The sequence below is a fragment of the Spongiibacter sp. IMCC21906 genome (assembly GCF_001010805.1).
GTDB lineage: Bacteria > Pseudomonadota > Gammaproteobacteria > Pseudomonadales > Spongiibacteraceae > Spongiibacter.
This window is the reverse complement of the sequence record NZ_CP011477.1, coordinates 2,437,044-2,458,049: the sequence shown is the minus strand read 5'-3', so window position 1 is coordinate 2,458,049 and position 21,006 is coordinate 2,437,044. Positions and strand designations below refer to the sequence as shown.

17 protein-coding genes are annotated in these 21,006 nt (G+C 52.2%); all 17 read left to right on the top strand.

Going from position 1 to position 21,006, the window contains the following annotated elements; genetic code table 11:
• Positions 1-4 precede the first annotated feature (4 nt).
• On the top strand, positions 5-1,090 hold the full coding sequence (gene leuB, locus IMCC21906_RS11370) for a 3-isopropylmalate dehydrogenase (RefSeq protein WP_082117460.1): 1,086 nt from the start codon (positions 5-7) through the stop codon (positions 1,088-1,090).
• Between the two features lie 47 nt (positions 1,091-1,137).
• Positions 1,138-2,256 carry an aspartate-semialdehyde dehydrogenase gene (gene asd, locus IMCC21906_RS11365; RefSeq protein ID WP_047012264.1) on the top strand — a complete coding sequence of 373 codons (1,119 nt, stop codon included), beginning with the start codon at positions 1,138-1,140 and terminating at the stop codon, positions 2,254-2,256.
• Positions 2,256-3,209: an Asd/ArgC dimerization domain-containing protein gene (locus tag IMCC21906_RS11360; protein WP_047012263.1), complete on the top strand. Its 954-nt coding sequence runs from the start codon at positions 2,256-2,258 to the stop codon at positions 3,207-3,209. The genes asd and IMCC21906_RS11360 overlap by 1 nt, the downstream gene beginning before the upstream one ends.
• Positions 3,210-3,554: 345 nt before the next feature.
• On the top strand, positions 3,555-7,106 hold the full coding sequence (locus tag IMCC21906_RS11355) for a FimV/HubP family polar landmark protein (protein ID WP_047012262.1): 3,552 nt from the start codon (positions 3,555-3,557) through the stop codon (positions 7,104-7,106).
• Entirely contained in the window at positions 7,107-7,976 is an 870-nt protein-coding gene (truA, locus tag IMCC21906_RS11350; protein WP_082117459.1) for a tRNA pseudouridine(38-40) synthase TruA, read from the top strand. It begins immediately after the preceding gene.
• Between the two features lie 75 nt (positions 7,977-8,051).
• Positions 8,052-8,699 carry a phosphoribosylanthranilate isomerase gene (locus IMCC21906_RS11345; protein ID WP_231580259.1) on the top strand — a complete coding sequence of 216 codons (648 nt, stop codon included), beginning with the start codon at positions 8,052-8,054 and terminating at the stop codon, positions 8,697-8,699.
• Positions 8,692-9,915 carry a tryptophan synthase subunit beta gene (gene trpB / locus IMCC21906_RS11340; protein WP_047012260.1) on the top strand — a complete coding sequence of 408 codons (1,224 nt, stop codon included), beginning with the start codon at positions 8,692-8,694 and terminating at the stop codon, positions 9,913-9,915. Before IMCC21906_RS11345 ends, trpB begins: the two co-directional genes overlap by 8 nt.
• Before the next feature lie 12 nt (positions 9,916-9,927).
• Complete coding sequence (trpA, locus tag IMCC21906_RS11335; RefSeq protein WP_047012259.1) at positions 9,928-10,755, top strand: tryptophan synthase subunit alpha; 828 nt, start codon at positions 9,928-9,930, stop codon at positions 10,753-10,755.
• A gap of 88 nt (positions 10,756-10,843) precedes the next feature.
• On the top strand, positions 10,844-11,716 hold the full coding sequence (gene accD / locus IMCC21906_RS11330; protein ID WP_047012258.1) for an acetyl-CoA carboxylase, carboxyltransferase subunit beta: 873 nt from the start codon (positions 10,844-10,846) through the stop codon (positions 11,714-11,716).
• A 10-nt stretch (positions 11,717-11,726) separates the two neighbouring features.
• On the top strand, positions 11,727-13,010 hold the full coding sequence (folC, locus tag IMCC21906_RS11325) for a bifunctional tetrahydrofolate synthase/dihydrofolate synthase (protein ID WP_047012257.1): 1,284 nt from the start codon (positions 11,727-11,729) through the stop codon (positions 13,008-13,010).
• Positions 13,010-13,690: an SPOR domain-containing protein gene (locus tag IMCC21906_RS11320; protein WP_047012256.1), complete on the top strand. Its 681-nt coding sequence runs from the start codon at positions 13,010-13,012 to the stop codon at positions 13,688-13,690. The genes folC and IMCC21906_RS11320 overlap by 1 nt, the downstream gene beginning before the upstream one ends.
• 87 nt (positions 13,691-13,777) lie before the next feature.
• Positions 13,778-14,302, top strand: a complete 525-nt coding sequence (locus IMCC21906_RS11315) for a CvpA family protein (RefSeq protein WP_047012255.1) — start codon at positions 13,778-13,780, stop codon at positions 14,300-14,302.
• A 37-nt stretch (positions 14,303-14,339) separates the two neighbouring features.
• The gene (gene purF, locus IMCC21906_RS11310) at positions 14,340-15,860 is read left to right on the top strand and encodes an amidophosphoribosyltransferase (RefSeq protein WP_047012254.1); all 1,521 of its coding nucleotides are present in this window, start codon (positions 14,340-14,342) and stop codon (positions 15,858-15,860) included.
• Positions 15,861-15,903: 43 nt separating this feature from the next.
• A complete protein-coding gene (locus IMCC21906_RS11305) occupies positions 15,904-17,115 on the top strand; it encodes an O-succinylhomoserine sulfhydrylase (RefSeq protein ID WP_047012253.1) in 1,212 nt (403 codons plus the stop codon).
• A 2-nt stretch (positions 17,116-17,117) separates the two neighbouring features.
• Entirely contained in the window at positions 17,118-18,035 is a 918-nt protein-coding gene (locus IMCC21906_RS11300) for a MoxR family ATPase (protein ID WP_047012252.1), read from the top strand.
• Entirely contained in the window at positions 18,035-19,000 is a 966-nt protein-coding gene (locus IMCC21906_RS11295; RefSeq protein WP_047012251.1) for a DUF58 domain-containing protein, read from the top strand. The genes IMCC21906_RS11300 and IMCC21906_RS11295 overlap by 1 nt, the downstream gene beginning before the upstream one ends.
• Entirely contained in the window at positions 19,000-20,958 is a 1,959-nt protein-coding gene (locus IMCC21906_RS11290; protein WP_052763505.1) for a DUF3488 and transglutaminase-like domain-containing protein, read from the top strand. The genes IMCC21906_RS11295 and IMCC21906_RS11290 overlap by 1 nt, the downstream gene beginning before the upstream one ends.
• Positions 20,959-21,006 lie beyond the last annotated feature (48 nt).

Here is a 21,006-nt window from a genome sequence, read left to right as displayed (position 1 = left end):
TCCCGTGAGTAATACAAAGAAAATTGCAATCTTGGCCGGTGACGGCATTGGTCCGGAAATTATGGCGCAAGCCAGCCGCGTACTAGCACTGGTCAATGATCAACACAGTTTGAACCTAACGCTTGAAGACGGTCTGGTCGGTGGCGCCGCGATTGATGCGAAGGGCACGGCATTACCTGAAGAAACGATTGCCTTGTGTGACGCCGCCGATGCCATTTTGTTGGGCGCTGTGGGTGGCCCTAAATGGGATACCTTGCCGCCAGCAGAGCGTCCAGAAAAAGCTGGTTTGTTGGCGATTCGGTCGCGACTGGATTTGTTTGGCAACTTGCGACCGGCACTGCTGTATCCTCAGTTGGCCGATGCTTCGTCGCTAAAGCCAGAGTTGGTTGCGGGTTTGGATATTCTGATTGTTCGTGAGCTGACGGGTGGTATTTATTTTGGTCAGCCCCGAGGTATTCGCGAGCTGGAAAATGGCGAGCGCGAAGGTTACAACACCTACGTTTATAACGAATCGCAAATTCGTCGTATTGCCAAGCTTGCCTTTGAGCTGGCGCAAAAGCGTGGCGGCCGTTTGTGCAGTGTTGATAAGGCGAATGTGCTTGAGGTCACGATGTTGTGGCGGGAAGTGGTGCAGGATATGGCCAAGGACTATCCCGATGTTGAACTCAGCCATATGTACGTGGACAACGCTGCGATGCAACTGGTGCGAGCACCCAAGCAGTTTGACGTGATGGTGACCGGCAATATGTTTGGTGACATTCTCTCTGATGCTGCCGCCATGTTGACCGGCTCGATTGGTATGCTGCCGTCAGCGTCGTTGGATGTGAATGGCAAAGGCATGTATGAGCCTTGTCATGGCAGCGCGCCGGATATTGCTGGCCAGAACAAGGCCAATCCCTTGGCGACTATTTTGTCAGTGGCCATGATGCTCCGTTATTCATTAAACGAAGCAGCCGCTGCGCAGGTTATCGAGGATGCGGTCAGTCGTGTTCTGGACCAAGGTTTACGCACCGCCGATATTGCTTCTGAGGGCTGTAAGTTAGTCAGCACAACGGAGATGGGCGATGCGGTTATCGAGGCCTTAAGCTAAGGACAAAAAGTTAAGGCTGAAACACACAGAATCAAGAGGAAGTAATGATGCAAAAAGTAGGGTTTATTGGTTGGCGCGGCATGGTCGGTTCAGTATTGATGGGCCGCATGTTGGAAGAAAATGACTTTGCGGGTATCGAGCCGGTTTTTTTCACTACCTCCAATGTGGGTGGTCAGGGACCGGATATTGGCCGTGAGATCCCGGCCTTGAAAGATGCCAGCAACATCGACGAGCTGGCGGCAATGGATATTATTATCTCCTGTCAGGGTGGTGATTACACCAAGTCGGTATTCGAACCTTTGCGCAATAGCGGTTGGAATGGCTACTGGATTGACGCGGCGTCGTCACTGCGTATGAAAGATGACGCCATTATCGTTCTGGACCCGGTTAACCTCGATGTGGTTAAACAGGGCTTGGATAAAGGCGTCAAAAACTTTATCGGTGGTAACTGCACTGTCAGCTTGATGCTGATGGGTATTGGCGGCTTGTTCCGGGAAGGATTGGTGGAGTGGGTGAGTGCCCAAACTTACCAAGCCGCTTCTGGCGCGGGCGCCCAAAATATGCGCGAGTTGATTGAGCAAATGGGCAGTATTCGCGACGGCGTTGCCACAGAGCTGGCCGACCCCCGCAGCAATATTTTGGATATTGACCGCAAGGTTGCTGAAACCATGCGCTCTGGGAATTTTCCAACGGACAACTTTGGCCACGCCTTGGGTGGCAGCTTGTTACCCTGGATTGACACTGCCTTGGAAAATGGTCAAAGCCGTGAAGAGTGGAAGGCGCAAGCCGAGACCAACAAAATTCTCGGTCGCGAAAACTCGCCGTTGGCCATTGATGGCACCTGTGTGCGTATCGGCGCCATGCGCTGCCACAGTCAGGCGCTGACTATTAAGTTGAATAAATCCGCCTCGATGGATGCCATTGAAAGCGCGATTGCTTCGGCAAATGATTGGGTGAAAGTGGTCACTAACGATAAAGAGTCCACGCTTTCACAGCTAACCCCCACAGCGGTAACCGGTACGCTTCAGGTCCCGGTTGGCCGTTTGCGTAAAACCAACCTCGGTGATCAGTACATCAACGCCTTTACGGTGGGTGACCAGCTGCTATGGGGTGCCGCAGAGCCTTTACGTCGAATGCTGCGTATTTTGATGGGTGATATTAAGTAATGGCAATTTCGCTGGCAATTTACTGTGAGCTAGGCCCCGGCGTCGATGCCCTGCTGGAACGCTTAAGTGACAATCAGGCTATCGGCAGTATTCTGCCGGTCACGGCTGACGCCGACGGTGACAGCCTGATTTGGCGCGGACGTCCGGTCGCAGTGCGCTCTCCAGAAGATATTGTTGCCACAGATATTGCGGCAGCGATTTTTCTGGATGATCAAGAACTGGCAGAGCGTGCTATAGACGCATTGTTAGATGCAGACGTGCTGATTTTAGATGGCACTGACAGTCTGGCTCAGCGCGGCCAGGGCGCGTGGTATTTTGGCGAAGACTTGGCGCCGGGCCAGCGCCAGTTTTCTATTGCCGGTGCCGCGGCAAGTCACTGCGCTGCGTTGTTAGGCCTGCTTGATCAAGTACCGGTTGCGGTAGATGCAGCGATATGTCTGCCGGTGTCTTACCACGGTAAGAAGGGAATTGATGCTCTTGCCTATGAGTCAGCTCGGTTACTTAACGGCCAGCCGATAGAGCAGAAAGCATTGGGGCAGCAAATTGCCTTTAATGTGGTGGCAGATCAAGCTGGTTTGTTTGCCAATCAAATCGAACAGCAACTCGCTGAGTACTTTGAGGCTCCGGTTGATGTGCGCTGTCATGTGATTACCGCACCGGTATTTTACGGTCACAATATTAGTCTTATTGTGGACTGTAATGAGACCATCGATTACTCCGCACTACTGCAGTCGTTAGGGGCTAAATCCCGCTTCCGTTTGGCGAGTGACATATCTGAGCACGTTTCTCCTGCAAGCTTGCCAGATGATCTCGGCATCGATATTGCAGATATTCGCATTGATAAGCGGAGCGATAAACGCCTTCGCTGCACATTAATTGGCGATAATTTGCGGGATGGGGTAATAACAAACATTGCTTCCGCGCTGGAAATCTTGATAAAAAGTGATATATAACTACTATTTAGCGAGGGAACCTCTACGTCACTCTGTGATAACTTAGGCTTCATCTACTGAGGCAGCGTTGCGGCAGTTATGTGGCAGCGCTTGTTAAGGACAATCAGTCTTAATGACGCGCTGCTCTGCCAAAACACAACAGCAGCGTAGTTGATGGTGCTGATAGCTGATACAGGCTTGGCGATTCAATGCAGAACTTCGCTGATTTCTGAGTAAAGAGTTGGGTTTAATATTGTAATTTGAGCATTCATGGGTGCGCTAAAATCTTTGAAACCACAAAGGTCTTGTAAACAAAGCACTCAATTATACCGCTGACAGACACGGAACACATACGGTGATTTTATTATGGTGAGAACGAAGCTGGCTTCGGCGGTATTGGCTTTTACAGCCCTGCAAAGTGGTGTGGTAGCTGCACTTGGCTTGGGAGAACTCAATTTAAAGTCAGCCTTGAATCAGCCCTTGCAAGCCAGTATTCCCCTCAGTGATCTTGGCGACCTCAGTGCCGAACAAATTCTCGTTACGCTTGCTGACAACAATGCTTTTGAAAATGCCGGTGTTGATCGCAGCCAGTTTCTGTCCTCCCTCAGCTTTGTGGTAGAGGTAGATGCCAATGGCCGTGGTCGGGTTGTTATTACCAGTGACAGCTTTGTGGTGGAGCCCTACCTCGATTTTATTATCGAAGCGCGCTGGCCTAACGGCCGCATTCTGCGTGAATACACTGTCTTATTAGATTTACCGGTTTTTAATGATGCGCCGGCTTCGCGGGTGTCGGCGCCTGTGCGGAATAACAGCCCCGCAGTTAGGCCGACCACTAATGCGGTTGAGCCCTCTAGCTCTGGCCCGGTAATGCGCAATACTCGCCCTGAGCCTGTAGCGGCAGAATCCGCCGCGACGGGGCCTGCGGATGTCGCTCCTCGGGCCAAGGATATGCAAGCATCTTTGCCCGAGTCTTCGGCACCGTCAAGCTACCGGGTTCAACATCAAGACACCATGTGGAAGTTGGCTAGCCGCTTTAAACCCAGCCCCTATGTGACGACTCAGCAAACCATGCTGGCTTTGCTTGAAAAAAATCCTGAGGCGTTTATTGCTAATAATGTCAACCGCATAAAATCTGGTTATGTGTTGGCGTTACCCAGTGAGGCGGAAGTCAAAGCCGTATCCCATAGAAATGCCTTGCAAGAATTAAAGCGACAGGATGAAGCTTGGCGTGCGGGTAGCTCTGCTGGCAGTCCTTCTTCTGACAGTAATTCTACGACATCGTCAGCGACTGCCCCCCAGCTTACCGGAGGGAGCCGTCAAGCGGCGGCTGACAACAATAGTACGAATGATGCCAAGTTTTCGATTGCCAGCGCCGGTGATAGTGGCAGTGCCGATGGCGACAGTGCGCAACTAAAAGAGCGTTTGCAGGCCGCTGAAGAAGAGGCTGAAAAATCCCGCCTTGAAAACTCAGCGATGGTGCAAAGAGCTCAGGCCATGGAGCAACAGATTGCCGCCCTGAAATCTTTGGTGCAATTAAAGAATGACCAGCTTGCAGCGTTGCAGTCCGGTGAACCCTCTACCGATGCCAGTGCTAAATCAGAAGCACAGATGCTTGAGCAACAGCTTAGCAAGGCTGAAGCAAACGAGGCACAAGCAAACAGCCAATTGGCGATGACCGGCGACAATGAAGCAGCAGAGGATGGGGCGTCTGCCCCAGAGTCTACAGAGGCGTCAAAGGGTGCCGAAAACGGTGTGGACGAGCAAAGCTCGGACATGGCCGAGGAGCCTGCAGCGCCTTCAACCGCGTCGCAAGCCGATAATTCAACATCCAATACCACGCAACAATCCTGGTACAAGCAGCGTTTGCTGTGGTTGCTGGGTGGGATTCTCGCATTGTTGGCCTTGCTTGTATTGTGGTTAAAGCAACGAGCGAATCAGCGGGAACAAGACGAAGATCTTTCAGATTTTGACAATGAGGTAACGCCAGAAATCACCCCCGCTGCTTTTGCGGATATTGGCAGCGAACAAACTGATTTTGACCTCGTAGATGAGCAGGAACTGTCTTTAGAGGGTGAGAATCCGGAAGACGTCTTTGCTGCCGTGGCCGACTTGGATTTTGCTGAAGAAGAGCAGAAGGGCCGTGTTGAAGATGACGATCAACAAAGTGCTGAAGCTGTAAGCGAAGAAGATAATAAAGAAGTAAGCGAAAGCGATATCACCGCTGAGCTGCAAGATGATGGCGTCAGTGAGAACGCCGTTCAACCACAAATGGGCGATGCGGCAGCAGAGGCGGATATTTACGCTGCCTATGGCCGCTATGACCAAGCCGCAGCACTACTAAAGAATGCGATTGCTCAAGACCCTGAGAACAGCGAACTGCGACTTAAATTGATTGATGTGTATTTGGATACCCACAATCGCAGCGGTTTTGAAACAGCTTATGCAGAACTTCAAGCCTTAGGTGATACGGATGCGATAGCCCGTGTTAAAGAGTCTATGTCTGCAACAGAGGGCGTCAGTGATTGGCTGCGTGACACTGGTAGTTCGGACTCACCATTTGATAGCACTGCCGACAGTGGCGTTGTCGATACTGCGCCAGCAGATAGCGCTGATGCCAGTGTTGAATTTGAAAATATTGAAGGCGCTGATAATACAAACAACGTGGCGGCAGCAAAGCTAGATGACGAAGATATATTTGATTTCGAATTTGATGAAGACACGTTTAATGAAGGCACAAAAGAAGATCCAGCTTCTGAGCGGGATGAGGCGTCATTAAAAAACGATGACTTTAATTCTCCTGGATCGGCCAGTGAGGATGAATTTTCGCTGGACTTTGATGCAGCCTCTTTAAACAACGAGCCTTTAGATATTGATGAGGCGCCGTCAGATCAAGCCGTTTCGGCTGAGCCAAGTGCTGAGTTGTCGGCAGATGAAATTGCGGCATTGAATGAATCTGCACCAGAAGCCATTGTGGACGAAAATACTGAAAGCGATGCAGCTGCGGGGTCCGACAGCGTCAACAACGAAGCCGATCAGTTGGCGTCCTTGGATGATGACCTGGCTGCACTGGATTTTGATTTTGATGATGATTCGACTTTAGAGAATGTTTCTCTGGAAGAAGCCGCACCGCTAGCAGATGTTGATGGCGAGTTAGATTTCGACCTTGATGACACCTTTGACTCCAGTAGTGAAGAGAATACCACTTCGGCATTGGATGAGCTGTCGAGCTCTGACGATTTGCTGCCTGAGTTTGAAGGCGAGAAAGACGATGAAGAGGGCCATGGCAGCGTAAATCATCTTCTGGCAGAGGCCGATGCCGAAGCCGACGGAGAATTGAGTCTAGAGCGCAGTGCCAGCGAGTTTGACTTGGCTACCACCCCTGACCCTGTTGGCGAAACGGCGGATTTGGACAACAGCGCTATAGCATCGGGTTTAGACAATAGTGTTGAGTTTGAGCTTTCTGATTCTGAAGCAAATGAGGCATTGGATGCTGGCGAAGAGTTTGATCTCTCTTTGGAAGACGATAGTGAGCTTTCTTTTGATGCTGATTTAGAGCCCTCCGCTCCGGAAGAGTCTGTTCAGGAGCAGGATTCAAGCGAGGCTGATCAAGAGAGTTTAAAAGGAGAGTCAGAAGAGCATGTCAGCGAAGCAGCTGAGGCTGAGCAAACCGATGCGCTGGAAGATGGCATAGATCTGCAAGATATCGTGTTTGATGAGTTTGATGCAGACCTGAACGAGTCTGATAATGATAGCTTCTTGTTAGATGATGACGACCATGTCAGTACCAAGCTGGGCTTGGCTCAAGCCTATGTGGACATGGGTGACAATGACGGTGCCAAAGATATTCTTGATGAGGTCATTGCCGAGGGCAATGAACAGCAAAAGAAAGAAGCTTTATTGTTATTAGAACAGTTGTAAATGCCCCAGCTTCCCGACTCAAAAGACGCTTTTCTGCGTATCGATAGCGCCCCTCTACCGGAGGGGCGCATTGCTTTGGGCTTGGAATACCAAGGTCAAAATTACCGGGGTTGGCAGCGCCAAAGCAAACCTAGTATGCCCAGTGTTCAAGAGCAGCTGGAAAAAGCCCTGAGCAAAATTGCAGCCAAAGACGTCACCGTAATTTGCGCAGGCAGAACCGACGCCAGAGTGCATGCGGCACATCAGGTGGTGCACTTTGATGCTCCAGCGATGCGTTCTCGTAAAGCCTGGGTGACAGGCTGTAACTCACAAATGCCCAGCGATATTGTGGTGAAGTGGGCGGAGCCGGTGACCGATGAATTTCACGCCCGGTTTTCAGCCACGGCCAGACGTTACCGCTATATTATTTTGAACCGTCAGCAGCCAACTGCCCACCTTGCCGGTTTGGTGACCCACGTTGATGTGCCCTTAGATGCAGAATTAATGCACCGCGAGGCCCAGGTATTGTTGGGCGAACAAGACTTTAGTGGCTTTCGGGCGTCGTCCTGTCAATCCCATTCACCGATGCGCAATATTCATTTTGCCGAAGTACGGCGCTGGCAGGACTTTATTGTTCTGGATATTCAGGGCAATGCCTTTTTGCACCATATGGTACGTAATATCGCCGGTGTTTTGATTGCGGTTGGACGTGGTGAACAGCCTGCGGGCTGGACGGCGCAGGTGCTGGCCAGTCGGGATCGTACCCAAGGCGGCGTTACTGCCAAGCCCTATGGCTTGTATCTCGTTGACGTGAGTTATCCCGCGCACTTCAACTTGCCGCAAAATCGGCCGGGGCCGGTGTTTGTGAACACGGAATTTCTCCGTCCTTAGTTCCCGGATCTACAGACAGCAAGCTGTTGAATTTGCTATTATTCGCTCCCACGAATGACAGGTCTTCACATCCAAGTGCAAAGAACCCGCGTAAAAATTTGCGGTATTACCCAAGTCTCCGATGCTTTGGCAGCGGTGGCGGCGGGTGCCGATGCCTTGGGGTTTGTGTTTTACGAAAAAAGTCCTCGAGCTGTCACGGCAGAGCAGGTTGCAGACATCATCTCCGCGTTGCCTGCTTTTGTGAGCACGGTGGGCTTGTTTGTCGACGCAAATCCCGATGTTGTCAGGCAAGTGCTGGCACAATGCCCCTTAGATATTTTGCAATTTCACGGTAGCGAGTCGCCGGATTATTGTCAGCAGTTTGGTCGACCGTACCTGAAAGCCTTGAGAATGAAAGACGAGGTTGATGTTGTCGCATTTGCTCAGCAGCATCACCAAGCTTGTGGCTTATTGCTGGACAGCTATCGACCAGGCGTGCCGGGCGGTACGGGTGAAGTGTTTAACTGGCAGCGGATTCCAGGTGAATTAGCACTGCCGCTGGTGTTGGCTGGTGGTTTGCGGCCGGACAATATTCAAGCCGCTATCACAGAGGTTCAACCCTGGGCTGTGGATGTGAGTGGCGGTGTAGAAAGCGGCCCCGGCATAAAATGTCAGCAAGCCTTGATAGACTTTTTAGCCGCCGTTGCGCGAGCTGACTTACAGGAGTCAACGAGTAGTGAGTAACCAAGCTATTAAAACCGATTTCAGTCAATTTCCAGACAATACTGGCCATTTTGGCCCTTATGGTGGCCGTTTCGTTTCAGAAACGCTGATGTTTGCCCTCGACGAATTGTCTGAAGCCTTTGAAAGACTGCGCAAAGAACCCAGCTTTCAGCAAGAATTCGATCTGGATTTAGCCCATTACGTGGGGCGTCCCTCGCCGCTGTACCATGCCAAGCGCTGGTCTAGCGAAGTGGGCGGTGCGCAGATTTACCTGAAGCGTGAAGATCTCAACCACACGGGGGCTCACAAGGTAAATAACACCATTGGCCAAGCATTGCTGGCTAAATACATGGGGAAAAACCGTATTATTGCGGAAACAGGTGCCGGCCAACATGGCGTTGCCTCTGCGACGGTAGCGGCCCGCTTGGGTATGGAATGCCATGTATTTATGGGCGAAGAAGATATTCGTCGCCAAGCGTTGAATGTATATCGCATGAAATTGCTGGGTGCCCATGTTGTATCGGTTAAGTCTGGCACCAAAACCCTGAAAGACGCCATGAACGAGGCGATGCGTGATTGGGTCAGCAATGTCGACGACACTTTTTATATAATCGGCACGGCAGCAGGTCCACACCCTTACCCCAAACTGGTTCGGGAGTTTCAGTCGGTGATTGGCCGCGAAGCGCGCGCCCAGTGTTTGGATCAAACCGGCAAACTTCCCGATGCGCTGGTGGCTTGTGTTGGCGGTGGCTCTAATGCCATTGGCTTGTTCCACCCCTTTTTAGGCGATGACGGCGTGGCAATGTACGGCGTTGAAGCCGGTGGCCACGGTGTGCAAACGGGTGAACATGCCGCGCCTTTAAGTGATGGTATTCCCGGCATTCTCCACGGTAACCGCACGTATTTAATGCAGGACGCCGCGGGTCAAATCATGCATACCCATTCGGTCTCTGCAGGTTTAGATTACCCCGGTGTGGGGCCTGAGCATTCTTGGTTAAAAGATATTGGCCGGGTTAACTACGTTGCCATTAACGACGATGAAGCCCTCGCTGCTTTCCGCAAGTTAACGCTGGTTGAAGGCATTATGCCCGCCTTGGAATCCAGTCATGCGGTGGCTTACGCCGAAAAACTAGCAAAAACAATGAGCCCTGAGCAGAGTATTGTGATCAATCTCTCTGGTCGTGGGGACAAAGACATTCATACCGTCGCGACACTCGACGGCATTGGCATTGATTAAAGGAGCGGATTGTTGAGCCGTTTAAACGCTGTATTTGCGGAGCTGGCTGCCCGCAGTCGTAAAGCACTGGTGCCGTATATTGTTGCCGGTGATCCGGCGTTGGATACCACGGTGCCGTTGATGCACGAGCTGGTAAAACAAGGCGCGGATATTCTCGAGTTGGGCGTGCCGTTCTCGGACCCTATGGCCGAAGGCCCAACTATTCAGCTGGCTCACGAGCGAGCGCTGGAGAATAAAGTTTCCTTGACCATGGTGCTGGAAATGGTCCGTGAGTTTCGGCAGCAAGATTCCAATACGCCGGTGGTATTGATGGGTTATGCTAACCCGGTTGAGCGCATGGGCTTTAAGGTGTTTGCCGAGCGCGCCAGTGCGGCAGGCGTGGATGGCCTGTTGACTGTCGACCTTCCGCCGGAAGAGGCTGCCGAGCAAGTTGATGTTTTGCGTGACAATGGAATTGACACTATTTTTCTGTTGGCACCAACCACGAGCGAAGACCGGGTTAAGAAAATTGTCTCGCTGGCAACGGGTTATCTGTACTGCGTGTCCTTAAAAGGCGTAACGGGTGCAGGGAATCTGGATACAGAGGCGGTTGCTAGACAGCTTGAGGTGATTAAGCGGCATACTACACTGCCGGTTACCGTGGGCTTTGGTATAAAAGACGGTAAATCTGCCGCTGCTTTGGCACCTTTATGCGAAGGTGTTGTTGTGGGTAGTGCGTTAATTGAGCGGCTTGCCAAGGCGCAAGCTTCTCAGGATACTGTGCCCGCAGTTGAAAGCGCAGCGGCGTTGATTGCTGAAATCCGCGAGGCGGTGGATATGGTGAGTAGCCAGTCATCCTAGCAAACGGTGTTGGGATGCGTGAGGCCTTTTAAGGCCTTGAATATACAGTCGTAGCAAAATGTAGAACCATAAAAGACAGGAAGAAAATATGAGTTGGGTCGATAAGATTCTGCCATCAGGGGTGCGGCGAACAGAACCAGAAGAGGGACGGGACAAACGCGGTGTTGTCCCAGAAGGTTTGTGGAAAAAATGTGTTAAATGTGACGCTGTGCTTTATCGGCCCGAGCTGGAAAGCAATCTGGAAGTCTGCCCCAAGTGCGATCACCATATGCGCGTGGGGGCCCGTCGCCGTGTTGCTCTGTTTCTTGATGAGTCCAGCCGAGAAGAAATTCTGACCGATATCGAGCCGGTTGATCGCTTGAAATTTAAAGACAAAAAGAAATACAAAGATCGTCTCAGCGCCGCGCAAAAAAGTACTGGCGAAAAAGATGCGTTGCTGGCTTTCAAAGGTGAAGTTAAAGAAGTCCCCGTTGTTGTTGTCGCATTTGAATTTAACTTCCACGGCGGTTCTATGGGCTCGGCCGTGGGGGAGAAGTTTGCCCAAGCAGCTAATGTCGCCTTAAAAGAGCGCCGTCCGCTGGTGTGTTTCTCTGCTTCAGGCGGTGCCCGAATGCAGGAAGCGCTAATTTCACTCATGCAAATGGCCAAAACCAGCGCCGTGCTTGAACGCCTCAAGCAAAATGGCATTCCGTATATCTCGGTGATGACCGATCCTATTTACGGTGGGGTTTCTGCCAGTTTGGCTCTGCTGGGTGATATCAATGTTGCTGAGCCGGGTGCTCGCGCCGGGTTTGCTGGCCCGAATATTATTGAGCAAACCATCCGTCAAAAATTGCCACCTGGCTTCCAGCGTAGTGAGTTTTTGCTGGCCCACGGTGCCATTGACATGATTGTGCATCGTAAAGACATGCGCGACACGCTGTCTCGTCTGCTGGGCAATATGACCTTTTATCAACAGTAATTTAGGGCTGATGGCTTTCTCCACCCTTGATGAGTGGCTGCATTGGATTGAGCAGCAGCATCCGCAAGAAATTGAGTTGGGCTTGGAGAGAGCCGCGTCTGTGGCAGCGGCTCTGGCCATCCGTTTTGATATTCCTGTTATTAGTGTTGCGGGGACCAATGGCAAGGGTTCCTGTGTTGCGCTTCTCTCTTCTATTTTAACGGCGGCTGGCTATCGCTGCGGCGCCTATACTTCTCCCCACTTATTGCGTTACAACGAGCGTGTTTGCCTGGATGGCCAGCAAGCCGGTAATGCCGATTTATGCCGGGCGTTTAGCGCGGTTAATCAAGCTCGAGGGGGCACGCCTTTAAGCTATTTTGAATTTGGCACCTTAGCCGCATTATGGCTGTTTCAGCAGGCCGAGTTAGATGTGCTGATTTTAGAGGTGGGACTAGGGGGACGATTAGACGCGGTCAATATTATTGACCCTGACGTTGCTATTGTCAGTTCAGTCGATTTGGACCATCAAGCCTGGTTGGGCACCACCCGAGAACAGATTGGCCGGGAAAAAGCCGGTATTTTCCGTGCGACAAAGCCTGCCGTCATGGGTGACCCCCTGCGAGTGGACAGCGTCGTGGACCATGCTCAAGAAATAAAAGCAGGATTGCTGTGCCGAGATATCGACTTTGGCTTTAGCCGAGAGGCTACCTCCTGGCACTGGTGGGGAAGGGGGCAGCAGAGCGAGCGCAAATCTTACCGCGACCTTCCTCTCCCGGCGGTGTTGCTGGACAATGCAGCAACAGTGCTGCAAGCCTTGTCCCAACTCGCTTTAGTGGTTGATGAGTCCGCGATACGGCAAGGTCTGCAAAACGTCTCTATGATTGGGCGGGGCGAAAGTCGCCTTTATCGGCAGCGCAAGGTCCGTTTGAACGTTGCCCACAATCCCGCTGCGCTGCGGGCGATGCTGGCGACCTTGCCAGTCTTAGATAACGGCCAGCGGCGAGTCGCTATTTTTTCGGCGTTAAGCGATAAGGCGGTGGATGAAATGCTGTCTATGTGTGACTCCGCCATAGACCAATGGCATATACTGCAACTGCATTCCACGCCCCGGGCTATGGCCGCGGCAACGATCGGCGATGTGTTGCAGGGTTTGGGGCGGCAGTATCGCTTGCACAACAGTGCCGGGCAGGCGCTAGCAGAGGTTGTTGCCAGCACCCGTGCAGAAGATGAAATACTGGTTTTTGGCTCTTTCTTTACGGTTGCTGAAATAGTGGCTGTAATGGACGAGCAGAGTTTTGCTGGAGGACAACAGTAATGATGCGGCAACGGTTGGTAGGGGCACTGGTTTTATTGTGTTTGGGTGTCATTGTTTGGTCTTTGTTGTTTACCGGTTCGGTGGATAACCGGGTAGACAGAGAAACCCAGATTCCGCCGTCTCCGCGTATTGAGCCGGTATTGGAACAAAGCCCTCAAGAGCCAGAAGGCGTGCCGTCGGTGGCAGATAATCGTTTACCTCCCCAAAAAACCTTAGCGCCTAGCGACGAGGAGGTTGATGGCGGTGAAGGTGTTCGCGCTGGTGCAGAGCCACCGAGCTTGTTTTCAGAAAAGCCTAAATCCGAATCCCAAAGCAAGCCGGAATCAACACCCAAGCCCGAGCCCGAGCCTGCACCCAAGCCCGCAGTTAAAACTGAGCCTGAGCGCGAGACTAGCAAAACCGAAGCAAAAAGCGCGTCCAAAATAGACCAGCGTGGTCTACCCAAGGCGTGGGTGGTGCAAGTGGGCAGCTTTGGTCAGAAAGCCAATGCGGATGCCTTGGTCGGCAAGCTAAAAGCCCGTGGCTACAAAGCTTTTTACGATAGTTACAGCAGCGGCGGCCGCAGTCTTTACCGGGTTCAAGTGGGCCCCGTTATCGAAGAGAGTCGAGCGCGATCACTGAAACAAGAAATTGATAAAGGCTTTGCGGTGAAGTCAATTGTGACCCGTTTTGAAGGGTAATTTCCCACTCCCGCGCAATTGCTGCTTGGGCTGGGCTCTTTGGCTTGTTAGAATCCGCAGCTCATCCCATCAGGAGAGCCGGACGCGGTGCTGACAAGCTTTAACTGGGCAGATTGGGCGATTATTGCCGTCATTAGCGCCTCCGCATTGATCAGTCTGATTCGCGGCTTTGTTCGCGAAGCGCTGTCGCTTGCATCGTGGGCTGCGGCTTTTTTTATTGCAGTGGCCTTTCATCAGCAAATGGTGGCATTACTGGCCTCGCTGGTAGAGAAACCCTACCTGCAAGAAATTCTAGCCTACGTATTGTTGTTTGCTGGCACCTTGGTTGTTGGCAGTCTGCTGACCTACTTAGTTGCTGAAATGGTTAAACGCACCGGGCTTAGCGGCACAGATAGACTACTGGGAATGATGTTTGGCACCGCCCGAGGGCTAATTGTGGTGCTCGCCCTGGTGGTATTGCTACCGTCAATGCTAAACGGCATTGAGCAAGATCAATGGTGGCGAGCTTCACAATTAATCCCCGAGTTCACCATGATGAGTGACTGGTCCGAACAAACCTTTAACGACCTTGTTTCTTGGGGGTCGTCTTTTTTCTCCAGCCATTCGAGCTGATGTTTTTTTGATAGCGTCCCAAATGAGGTAACACTGCATGTGTGGCATTGCCGGCATAGTCGCCAAAAACAATGTAAATCAGGATCTTTACGATGCGCTCACCGTACTACAGCATCGAGGCCAGGACGCGGCCGGTATCGTAACGTGTGAAAATGGCAAGCTAAACCAGCGCAAGGGTAATGGGCTGGTTAAAGATGTTTTCCACACCCGTCATATGCAGCGCTTAATGGGCAATATGGGCATAGCCCATGTTCGCTATCCCACTGCGGGCAGCTCTAGCCCGGCATTGGCCCAGCCGTTTTATGTTAACTCCCCCTATGGCATTAGCTTGGCGCACAACGGCAATCTGACCAATTCAGAAGCTCTGTCGGTGGAGTTGTTCCAATCAGATTTGCGACATCTTAATACCGAGTCCGACTCTGAAGTGTTGCTCAATATATTTGCCCATGAATTGCAGCGGTTGGGTAAGTTAATTCCTGCAGCCGATGATATTTTTGCGGCGATTGGCGGTGTGCATCAACGCTGCCGGGGCGGCTATGCCGTGGTCGCGATGGTGGCCAGTTACGGTATTGTCGGCTTTCGTGACCCCAATGGTATTCGGCCGCTGGTTTACGGCGTGCGAGAAACGGCTGCTGGCAACGAATATATGTTGGCTTCAGAAAGTGTGGCGCTGGATGCGCTGGGCTTTAAATTGGTGGCAGATGTTGCCCCCGGCGAAGCAATATTTATCAGCAGCGATGGCGATATCACTATTCGTCAGTGCGCGACGTCTAGCCGTTTAAATCCCTGTATTTTTGAGCATGTGTATTTTGCCCGTCCCGATTCCATTATGGATGGCGTATCAGTTTACAAATCCCGGTTGCGCCAGGGCGAGCGCTTGGCAGATAAGATATTGCGAGATCACCCTGATCACGATATCGACGTTATTATTCCTATTCCCGATTCAAGTCGGATTGCCGCGCAATCGATGGCGGCGCGGCTTGGGGTGAAGTTTCGGGAAGGGCTGGTGAAGAACCGCTATATCGGCCGCACCTTTATTATGCCGGGGCAGAGCGCACGCAAAAAATCGGTTAAGCAAAAACTCAATGCCATCGGTCTTGAGTTTCAAGATAAAAATGTGATGTTGGTGGACGACTCTATTGTACGGGGCACCACCTGCCAGCAAATTATTGAAATGTCTCGAGATGCCGGGGCCAAAAAAGTGTATTTCGCTTCTGCCGCCCCCCCGGTGCGTTACCCGAATGTTTATGGCATTGATATGCCTGCGGCAACCGAGTTGATTGCCCATGGTCGCAGTGTCGACGAGATTCAGGAAGAAATTGGCGCCGATTGGTTGATCTATCAAGACCTGGAAGATCTGGTGTATTGTTCTGCTGAAGGTAATTCCAATATCCAGGAGTTTGATTGCGCGGTGTTTACTGGCAATTACGTGACTGGCGATGTAGATCAGGCTTACCTGGATAAGCTTGCTGCCGATCGCAGCGACGATAACCAAACAGCACGCAACGCCGCTGTTGGGGATGGCGCACTGATCGGTTTGCACAACGACGTGTCCTAAAGATTTCAATGCTTCTTCTCAGAGGCAGATTTTGGAAAAGAGCATGACAGAGGAAGACTATCAACAACAGCGCGTAGCCGTTCTTGCCGAGGCAGAGCTCGATACTTTAGCCGTTAGAGCAGGGCAAGTGCGCGGCCCTGAAGGTGAGCATTCCGAGCCTATCTTCACCACCTCAAGCTATGTGTTTGGCTCAGCCGCTCAAGCGGCGGCGCGTTTTTCGGGCGAAGAGCCGGGCAATGTGTATTCTCGTTATACCAACCCCACGGTGCGCACCTTTGAAGACCGCATTGCGGCAATGGAAGGAGCCGAGATGGGGGTAGCCACCGCATCGGGCATGGCTGCAATTCTCAGCACTTGCATGGCGCTGCTGAAGTCTGGGGATCACATCATTTGTTCCCGCAGTGTGTTTGGTACCACCACCGTGTTGTTGAACAAATACCTGGCCAAGTTGGGGGTCAGTACCAGCTATGTTTCGCCGCTCAATCCACAAGAGTGGCGCGATGCATTGCGTCCAGAAACCAAGCTGCTGTTTTTAGAAACGCCCTCTAATCCACTGGCAGAAATTGCCGATATCAAAGCCTTGTCGGCGCTGGCCAAAGAGCACGGCAGCCTGCTGGTGGTCGATAACTGTTTTTGTACTCCTGCACTGCAAAAACCCTTGAGTTTGGGTGCTGCTATTGTGGTGCACTCGGCTACCAAATACCTCGATGGCCAAGGCCGTTGTGTTGGCGGTGCGGTGGTAGGGCGCAAAGAGCATATGGACGAAGTACTGGGCTTTATCCGCAGCTGCGGTCCCAGTATGAGCCCCTTTAATGCCTGGGTTTTTCTCAAAGGCTTGGAAACATTGCGTCTGCGTATGCAGGCCCATAGCAGCAATGCCTTGGCCTTGGCTCAGTGGCTGTCTGAGCAAGCGGGCATCGACAAAGTGTTTTATTCAGGTTTAGAAAGCCATCCGCAACACGCCTTGGCCAAATCCCAGCAATCGGCTTTTGGTGGAGTGCTGTCGTTTAGAGTAAGCGGCGATAAAGCTGCTGCCTGGCGTTTTATTGACGCGACCCGACTGGTGTCGATTACCGCAAATTTGGGTGATGCTAAAACAACGATTGTGCATCCGGCCACAACGACCCATGGTCGCCTCAGCCAAGAGGATAGAGATCAAGCGGGTATCACTGACAACCTGATTCGGGTAGCGGTCGGCCTGGAAGATATTGTCGATTTGAAAAAGGATATGCAGCGTGGTTTGGATGCGCTGTAGTTATGACTGATCTTCTCCAGCAATTTAGTGAGGAAGTTGGCCGCGTTGTATTGGGTAAGGAAGGCCCCATCAAGCAAGCGCTGTGTTGCTTGCTTGCCCGGGGACACCTGTTAATAGAAGACCTGCCCGGCGTGGGTAAAACCACTTTGTCACAAGCCTTTGCCAAAGCGGCGGGGCTGGCATATCAGCGGGTGCAATGCACCAGCGATTTATTGCCTGCGGACATGCTGGGAGTGTCGATTTTTGATCAAGATAGCGGCAGCTTTCAGTTTCATTCGGGGCCTATTTTTACCGAGTTTTTACTCGTCGACGAAATTAATCGCGCCAGTCCCAAAACGCAAAGTGCATTGCTTGAGGCCATGGCTGAGTATCAAGTCACGGTTGAGGGCCAAACCCGCAAATTACCCCAGCCGTTTTTTGTTATGGCCACCCAAAACCCTTGGTTTCAATCTGGCACCTTTCCCTTACCTGAGTCCCAGTTGGATCGCTTTTTAATGTGTATTTCATTGGGTTATCCGGACGAGCGGGCCGAGCGTCGCTTGCTTATGGAAGGCAATCCCCGCAATCACCTCGACGAGTTGACGCCGATACTCAATGCAACCCGAATACAAGAACTGCAAGCCGCAGTGGACCGCATCACGGTGAGCGAAGCGGTGGTGGCGTATCTACAACGCTTGATTGCCTTTACCCGTGAAGACGGGCAATACGCTTATGGACTGTCTAGCCGTGCAGCTATGTCACTGTTGCAATGTGCCAGAGCTTGGGCGCTGGTATCGGGTCGAGATTATGTGCTGCCAGATGATATTCAGCAGTTATTAGAGCCGGTGGTTGCTCATCGGGTCAAACCCTCTGCAGAAGGCCAGAGCGGCGCTATCGATTTAGTCCAGCGGTTGTTATCCAAGGTGCCGGTTGTGGTGTGATGAAGTGGCCCCTTGCCAAATTGTGGCAGCCCCACCTCAACCGCTGGCTGGACAAGCGCAATCCTGTTCAGCGTCAGCTTTTTCTTAATCATCGTCGTATTTTTATTTTCCCCTCCCGAGCCGGGCTGGCATTTTTAGGCATGCTGGCAACCTTGCTGTTATTGGCTATTAACTACCAAAACAATTTAATTTTTGCGCTGAGTTTTTGGTTGTTCAGTTTGTTGTTAGTTGCCATTTTGCATAGTTATCGCAATATCGCGGGCATCAGCTTAAAAGCGGGTGCGGCAGAACCGGTTTTTGCTGGCCAAACGGCGGTGTTTAAACTGTATGTAGAGGCGTCGCAGCGGCCGCGTCAGCAAATATATATTGGTTTCCTCGAGCAATCTGAGTTGAGTTTCAGCCTGGAAGCAGATCAATTAAATTACAGCCGTGAACTGCAGATTCACTGCGCCACGCAGCATCGAGGTTTGCTGCACCCCGACCGGCTGCAGTTGCGAAGTTATTTTCCGCTGGGCCTGCTGCGCTGTTGGTCATTGTCCCGCCTGGATTGGCAATGTCTGGTCTATCCCGCTCCCCAGGCCCATCGACCGCTGCCACTTAATGCGGGCACCGGGGGCGAAATGGGGCAGGATTTGCGCGGGGATAGCGATGAGTTTTCGGGGTTTAAGGCCTATCAACTGGGTGACCCGCCAAGGCGTATTCATTGGAAAGCACTGGCAAAAGGGCAGGGGCTGATCAGCCGATATTTTGAGCAAAGAGAGTCCCAGCAGTTGATGCTGGATTGGGCCGATTTGGCTGGACTCACCGTTGAGCAGCGCTTAAGTACGTTGTGTGCTTGGGCATTGCAGTGCGATACCGCCGGGGTGGAGTTTGGTTTGCGGTTGCCCAAGCGCGAAATTGAGTTAGGCAGTGGTGAGGCGCATTTAGAAAACGTGCTGGCTGCCCTGGCCTTGGCGGAGGCGTGATGCTGCTGCAGGGGCGTTATTCGGTAGTGTGGTTGCTGCTGGCACAGGCTGTGGCGATATTGCCGCGCTTGGATATTTTGCCGCTGTGGTCGTTTCCTGCGTGGCTGGCCGTGGCGTATTGGTATTGGCGCATTGCCCAGGGCCGCAGCGCATTTCCTCCCAGTTGGCAGAAATTTGCTTTGGCTGCGTTGGTGATAGCGCTGGTCTACTGGCAGTTTGAGCGCTTGGTCAATCTTGAGGCCATGTTGGCCATTCTGGTCTGCGCGTTAACACTAAAATTGCTGGAGCTAAAAAGCGCCCGGGATCATTGGTTGCTATTGCTGCTGTGTTATTTTTTGGTCGCCAGTGGGTTTTTATTCTCGCAGCAAATTGGCTCAGTATTGATCGCGTTGGGGCAATTGCTGGTGATTTTAATTGCCCAGCAATCGCTGCATCGTCAACGCCATGAGCCCATGACCATGTTGCGTTTGAGTTTGCTTATGGCGGCGCAGTCACTGCCGTTGATGTTGGCGTTGTTTTTAATTTTTCCCAGAATTGGGCCGCTGTGGTCTATGCCTTTGCCAGGTAAAGACGCCCGCACCGGTATGTCCGATAGTTTGGAATTTGGTGATGTCGCCAGACTCAGCCGTTCTGGCGAGTTAGCTTTTCGCGTCAGCTTTGAGGGCGAAGCGCCCCGGCAGCAAGATCTGTATTGGCGGGGCTTGGTGTTTGAAGACTTTGATGGTCGGCGCTGGACGGAGGCGCCGTGGCGTAAAATTCTTAAAGCCGCTCCGACAAACCTCAACGACAGCCAAGGGTATACCGTGACCTTGGAACCGGGCTTTCATCAATGGCTGTACAGTCTTGCCGTTGCCGACATCCATCGTGATGATATTCGCAGCAACAGTGCCTATGTCTGGTCACCTAAACGGCCGTTAAGTGGCCGCTTAAGCTACCGCGTAGAAAGTGACATTAGCCGTCGCAAGCCCGAGCCGTATCCCGATACGCTGCGACGGAATACGAGCTTGCCAGGGGCGGGCAATCCCAAAGCCAGAGTCTTGGCGAATCAGTGGCGGCAGTTGGAGGATCCTCGCCAGCGGGTTGCCGCTGCGCAGCAATATTTTCTGCAAAATGACTTCATCTATACCTTGAACCCGCCGACGCTGGGTGAGAACAACGTGGATGGGTTTTTGTTTACGGCTCGGCAGGGATTTTGTGAGCACTTTGCAGGCAGCTTTGCTTTTTTAATGCGCGCTGCCGGTGTGCCCGCACGGTTGGTAGTGGGGTATCAGGGCGGCGAACTCAACGCGGCGGAAAATTATCTGATGGTGCATCAATCCGACGCTCATGCATGGGTAGAAGTATGGTTAGACGACGAGGGCTGGCAGCGGATTGATCCCACCAGCTTTGTCGCACCCTCACGTATTCAGCTTGGCGCTGATGCCTTAATGCGAGAGCAGGGCAGTTTTCTTCAAGATGCGCCTTTGTCGCTGCGGCATTTTGCCTGGGCCACCAAAATGCGTTACTTCATGGACAGTATTAATTATGCCTGGGCACGTTGGGTGTTGAATTACGATGAGCAGCGGCAATGGCAGTTGCTTGGCAAATTATTAGGTGAAGTCAGCCCCATGCGCTTGTTGGCGGTGGTGATGTTGGCGGGTGGCCTGCCGCTGTTGTACATCGCTTTATCGTCTATGCGACTGCCCCGGTCGAAGAGTGCAGACCCCTTCAGTCGAGAGTATTTGCGCTGCTGCCGCGCACTGGCGCGTCGAGGTGTAAGCCGAGAGCCTGGCGAAACCCCGGCAGCATTTTTGCTTCGGGTACAGTCTCAAGCACCCGAGTGGGCGCCGTGGTTGGCAGAGGTGACCACAGCATATACCGCAAATATGTATCAGCATCGGGAGAATGTACTACCCAGCGGCGGGTATAATAATGGCCTGCAGCACTTGCGAAAACTCCGCAGACCCTTTAAAAAATAAGGCTCTGAAGTCGGCGCCGTCATCTTGAATGAGCATCTGATAAACCCC

Excerpts from the sequence above, each read along its gene's own strand:
- accD (WP_047012258.1), top strand. The coding sequence starts at position 10,844 with ATGAGTTGGGTCGATAAGATTCTGCCATCAGGGGTGCGGCGAACAGAA.
- IMCC21906_RS11300 (WP_047012252.1), top strand. The coding sequence starts at position 17,118 with ATGACTGATCTTCTCCAGCAATTTAGTGAGGAAGTTGGCCGCGTTGTA.
- IMCC21906_RS11355 (WP_047012262.1), top strand. The coding sequence starts at position 3,555 with ATGGTGAGAACGAAGCTGGCTTCGGCGGTATTGGCTTTTACAGCCCTG.
- IMCC21906_RS11320 (WP_047012256.1), top strand. The coding sequence starts at position 13,010 with ATGATGCGGCAACGGTTGGTAGGGGCACTGGTTTTATTGTGTTTGGGT.
- IMCC21906_RS11360 (WP_047012263.1), top strand. The coding sequence starts at position 2,256 with ATGGCAATTTCGCTGGCAATTTACTGTGAGCTAGGCCCCGGCGTCGAT.
- IMCC21906_RS11290 (WP_052763505.1), top strand. The coding sequence starts at position 19,000 with ATGCTGCTGCAGGGGCGTTATTCGGTAGTGTGGTTGCTGCTGGCACAG.
- purF (WP_047012254.1), top strand. The coding sequence starts at position 14,340 with ATGTGTGGCATTGCCGGCATAGTCGCCAAAAACAATGTAAATCAGGAT.
- IMCC21906_RS11295 (WP_047012251.1), top strand. The coding sequence starts at position 18,035 with ATGAAGTGGCCCCTTGCCAAATTGTGGCAGCCCCACCTCAACCGCTGG.
- folC (WP_047012257.1), top strand. The coding sequence starts at position 11,727 with ATGGCTTTCTCCACCCTTGATGAGTGGCTGCATTGGATTGAGCAGCAG.
- asd (WP_047012264.1), top strand. The coding sequence starts at position 1,138 with ATGCAAAAAGTAGGGTTTATTGGTTGGCGCGGCATGGTCGGTTCAGTA.
- truA (WP_082117459.1), top strand. The coding sequence starts at position 7,107 with ATGCCCCAGCTTCCCGACTCAAAAGACGCTTTTCTGCGTATCGATAGC.
- IMCC21906_RS11305 (WP_047012253.1), top strand. The coding sequence starts at position 15,904 with ATGACAGAGGAAGACTATCAACAACAGCGCGTAGCCGTTCTTGCCGAG.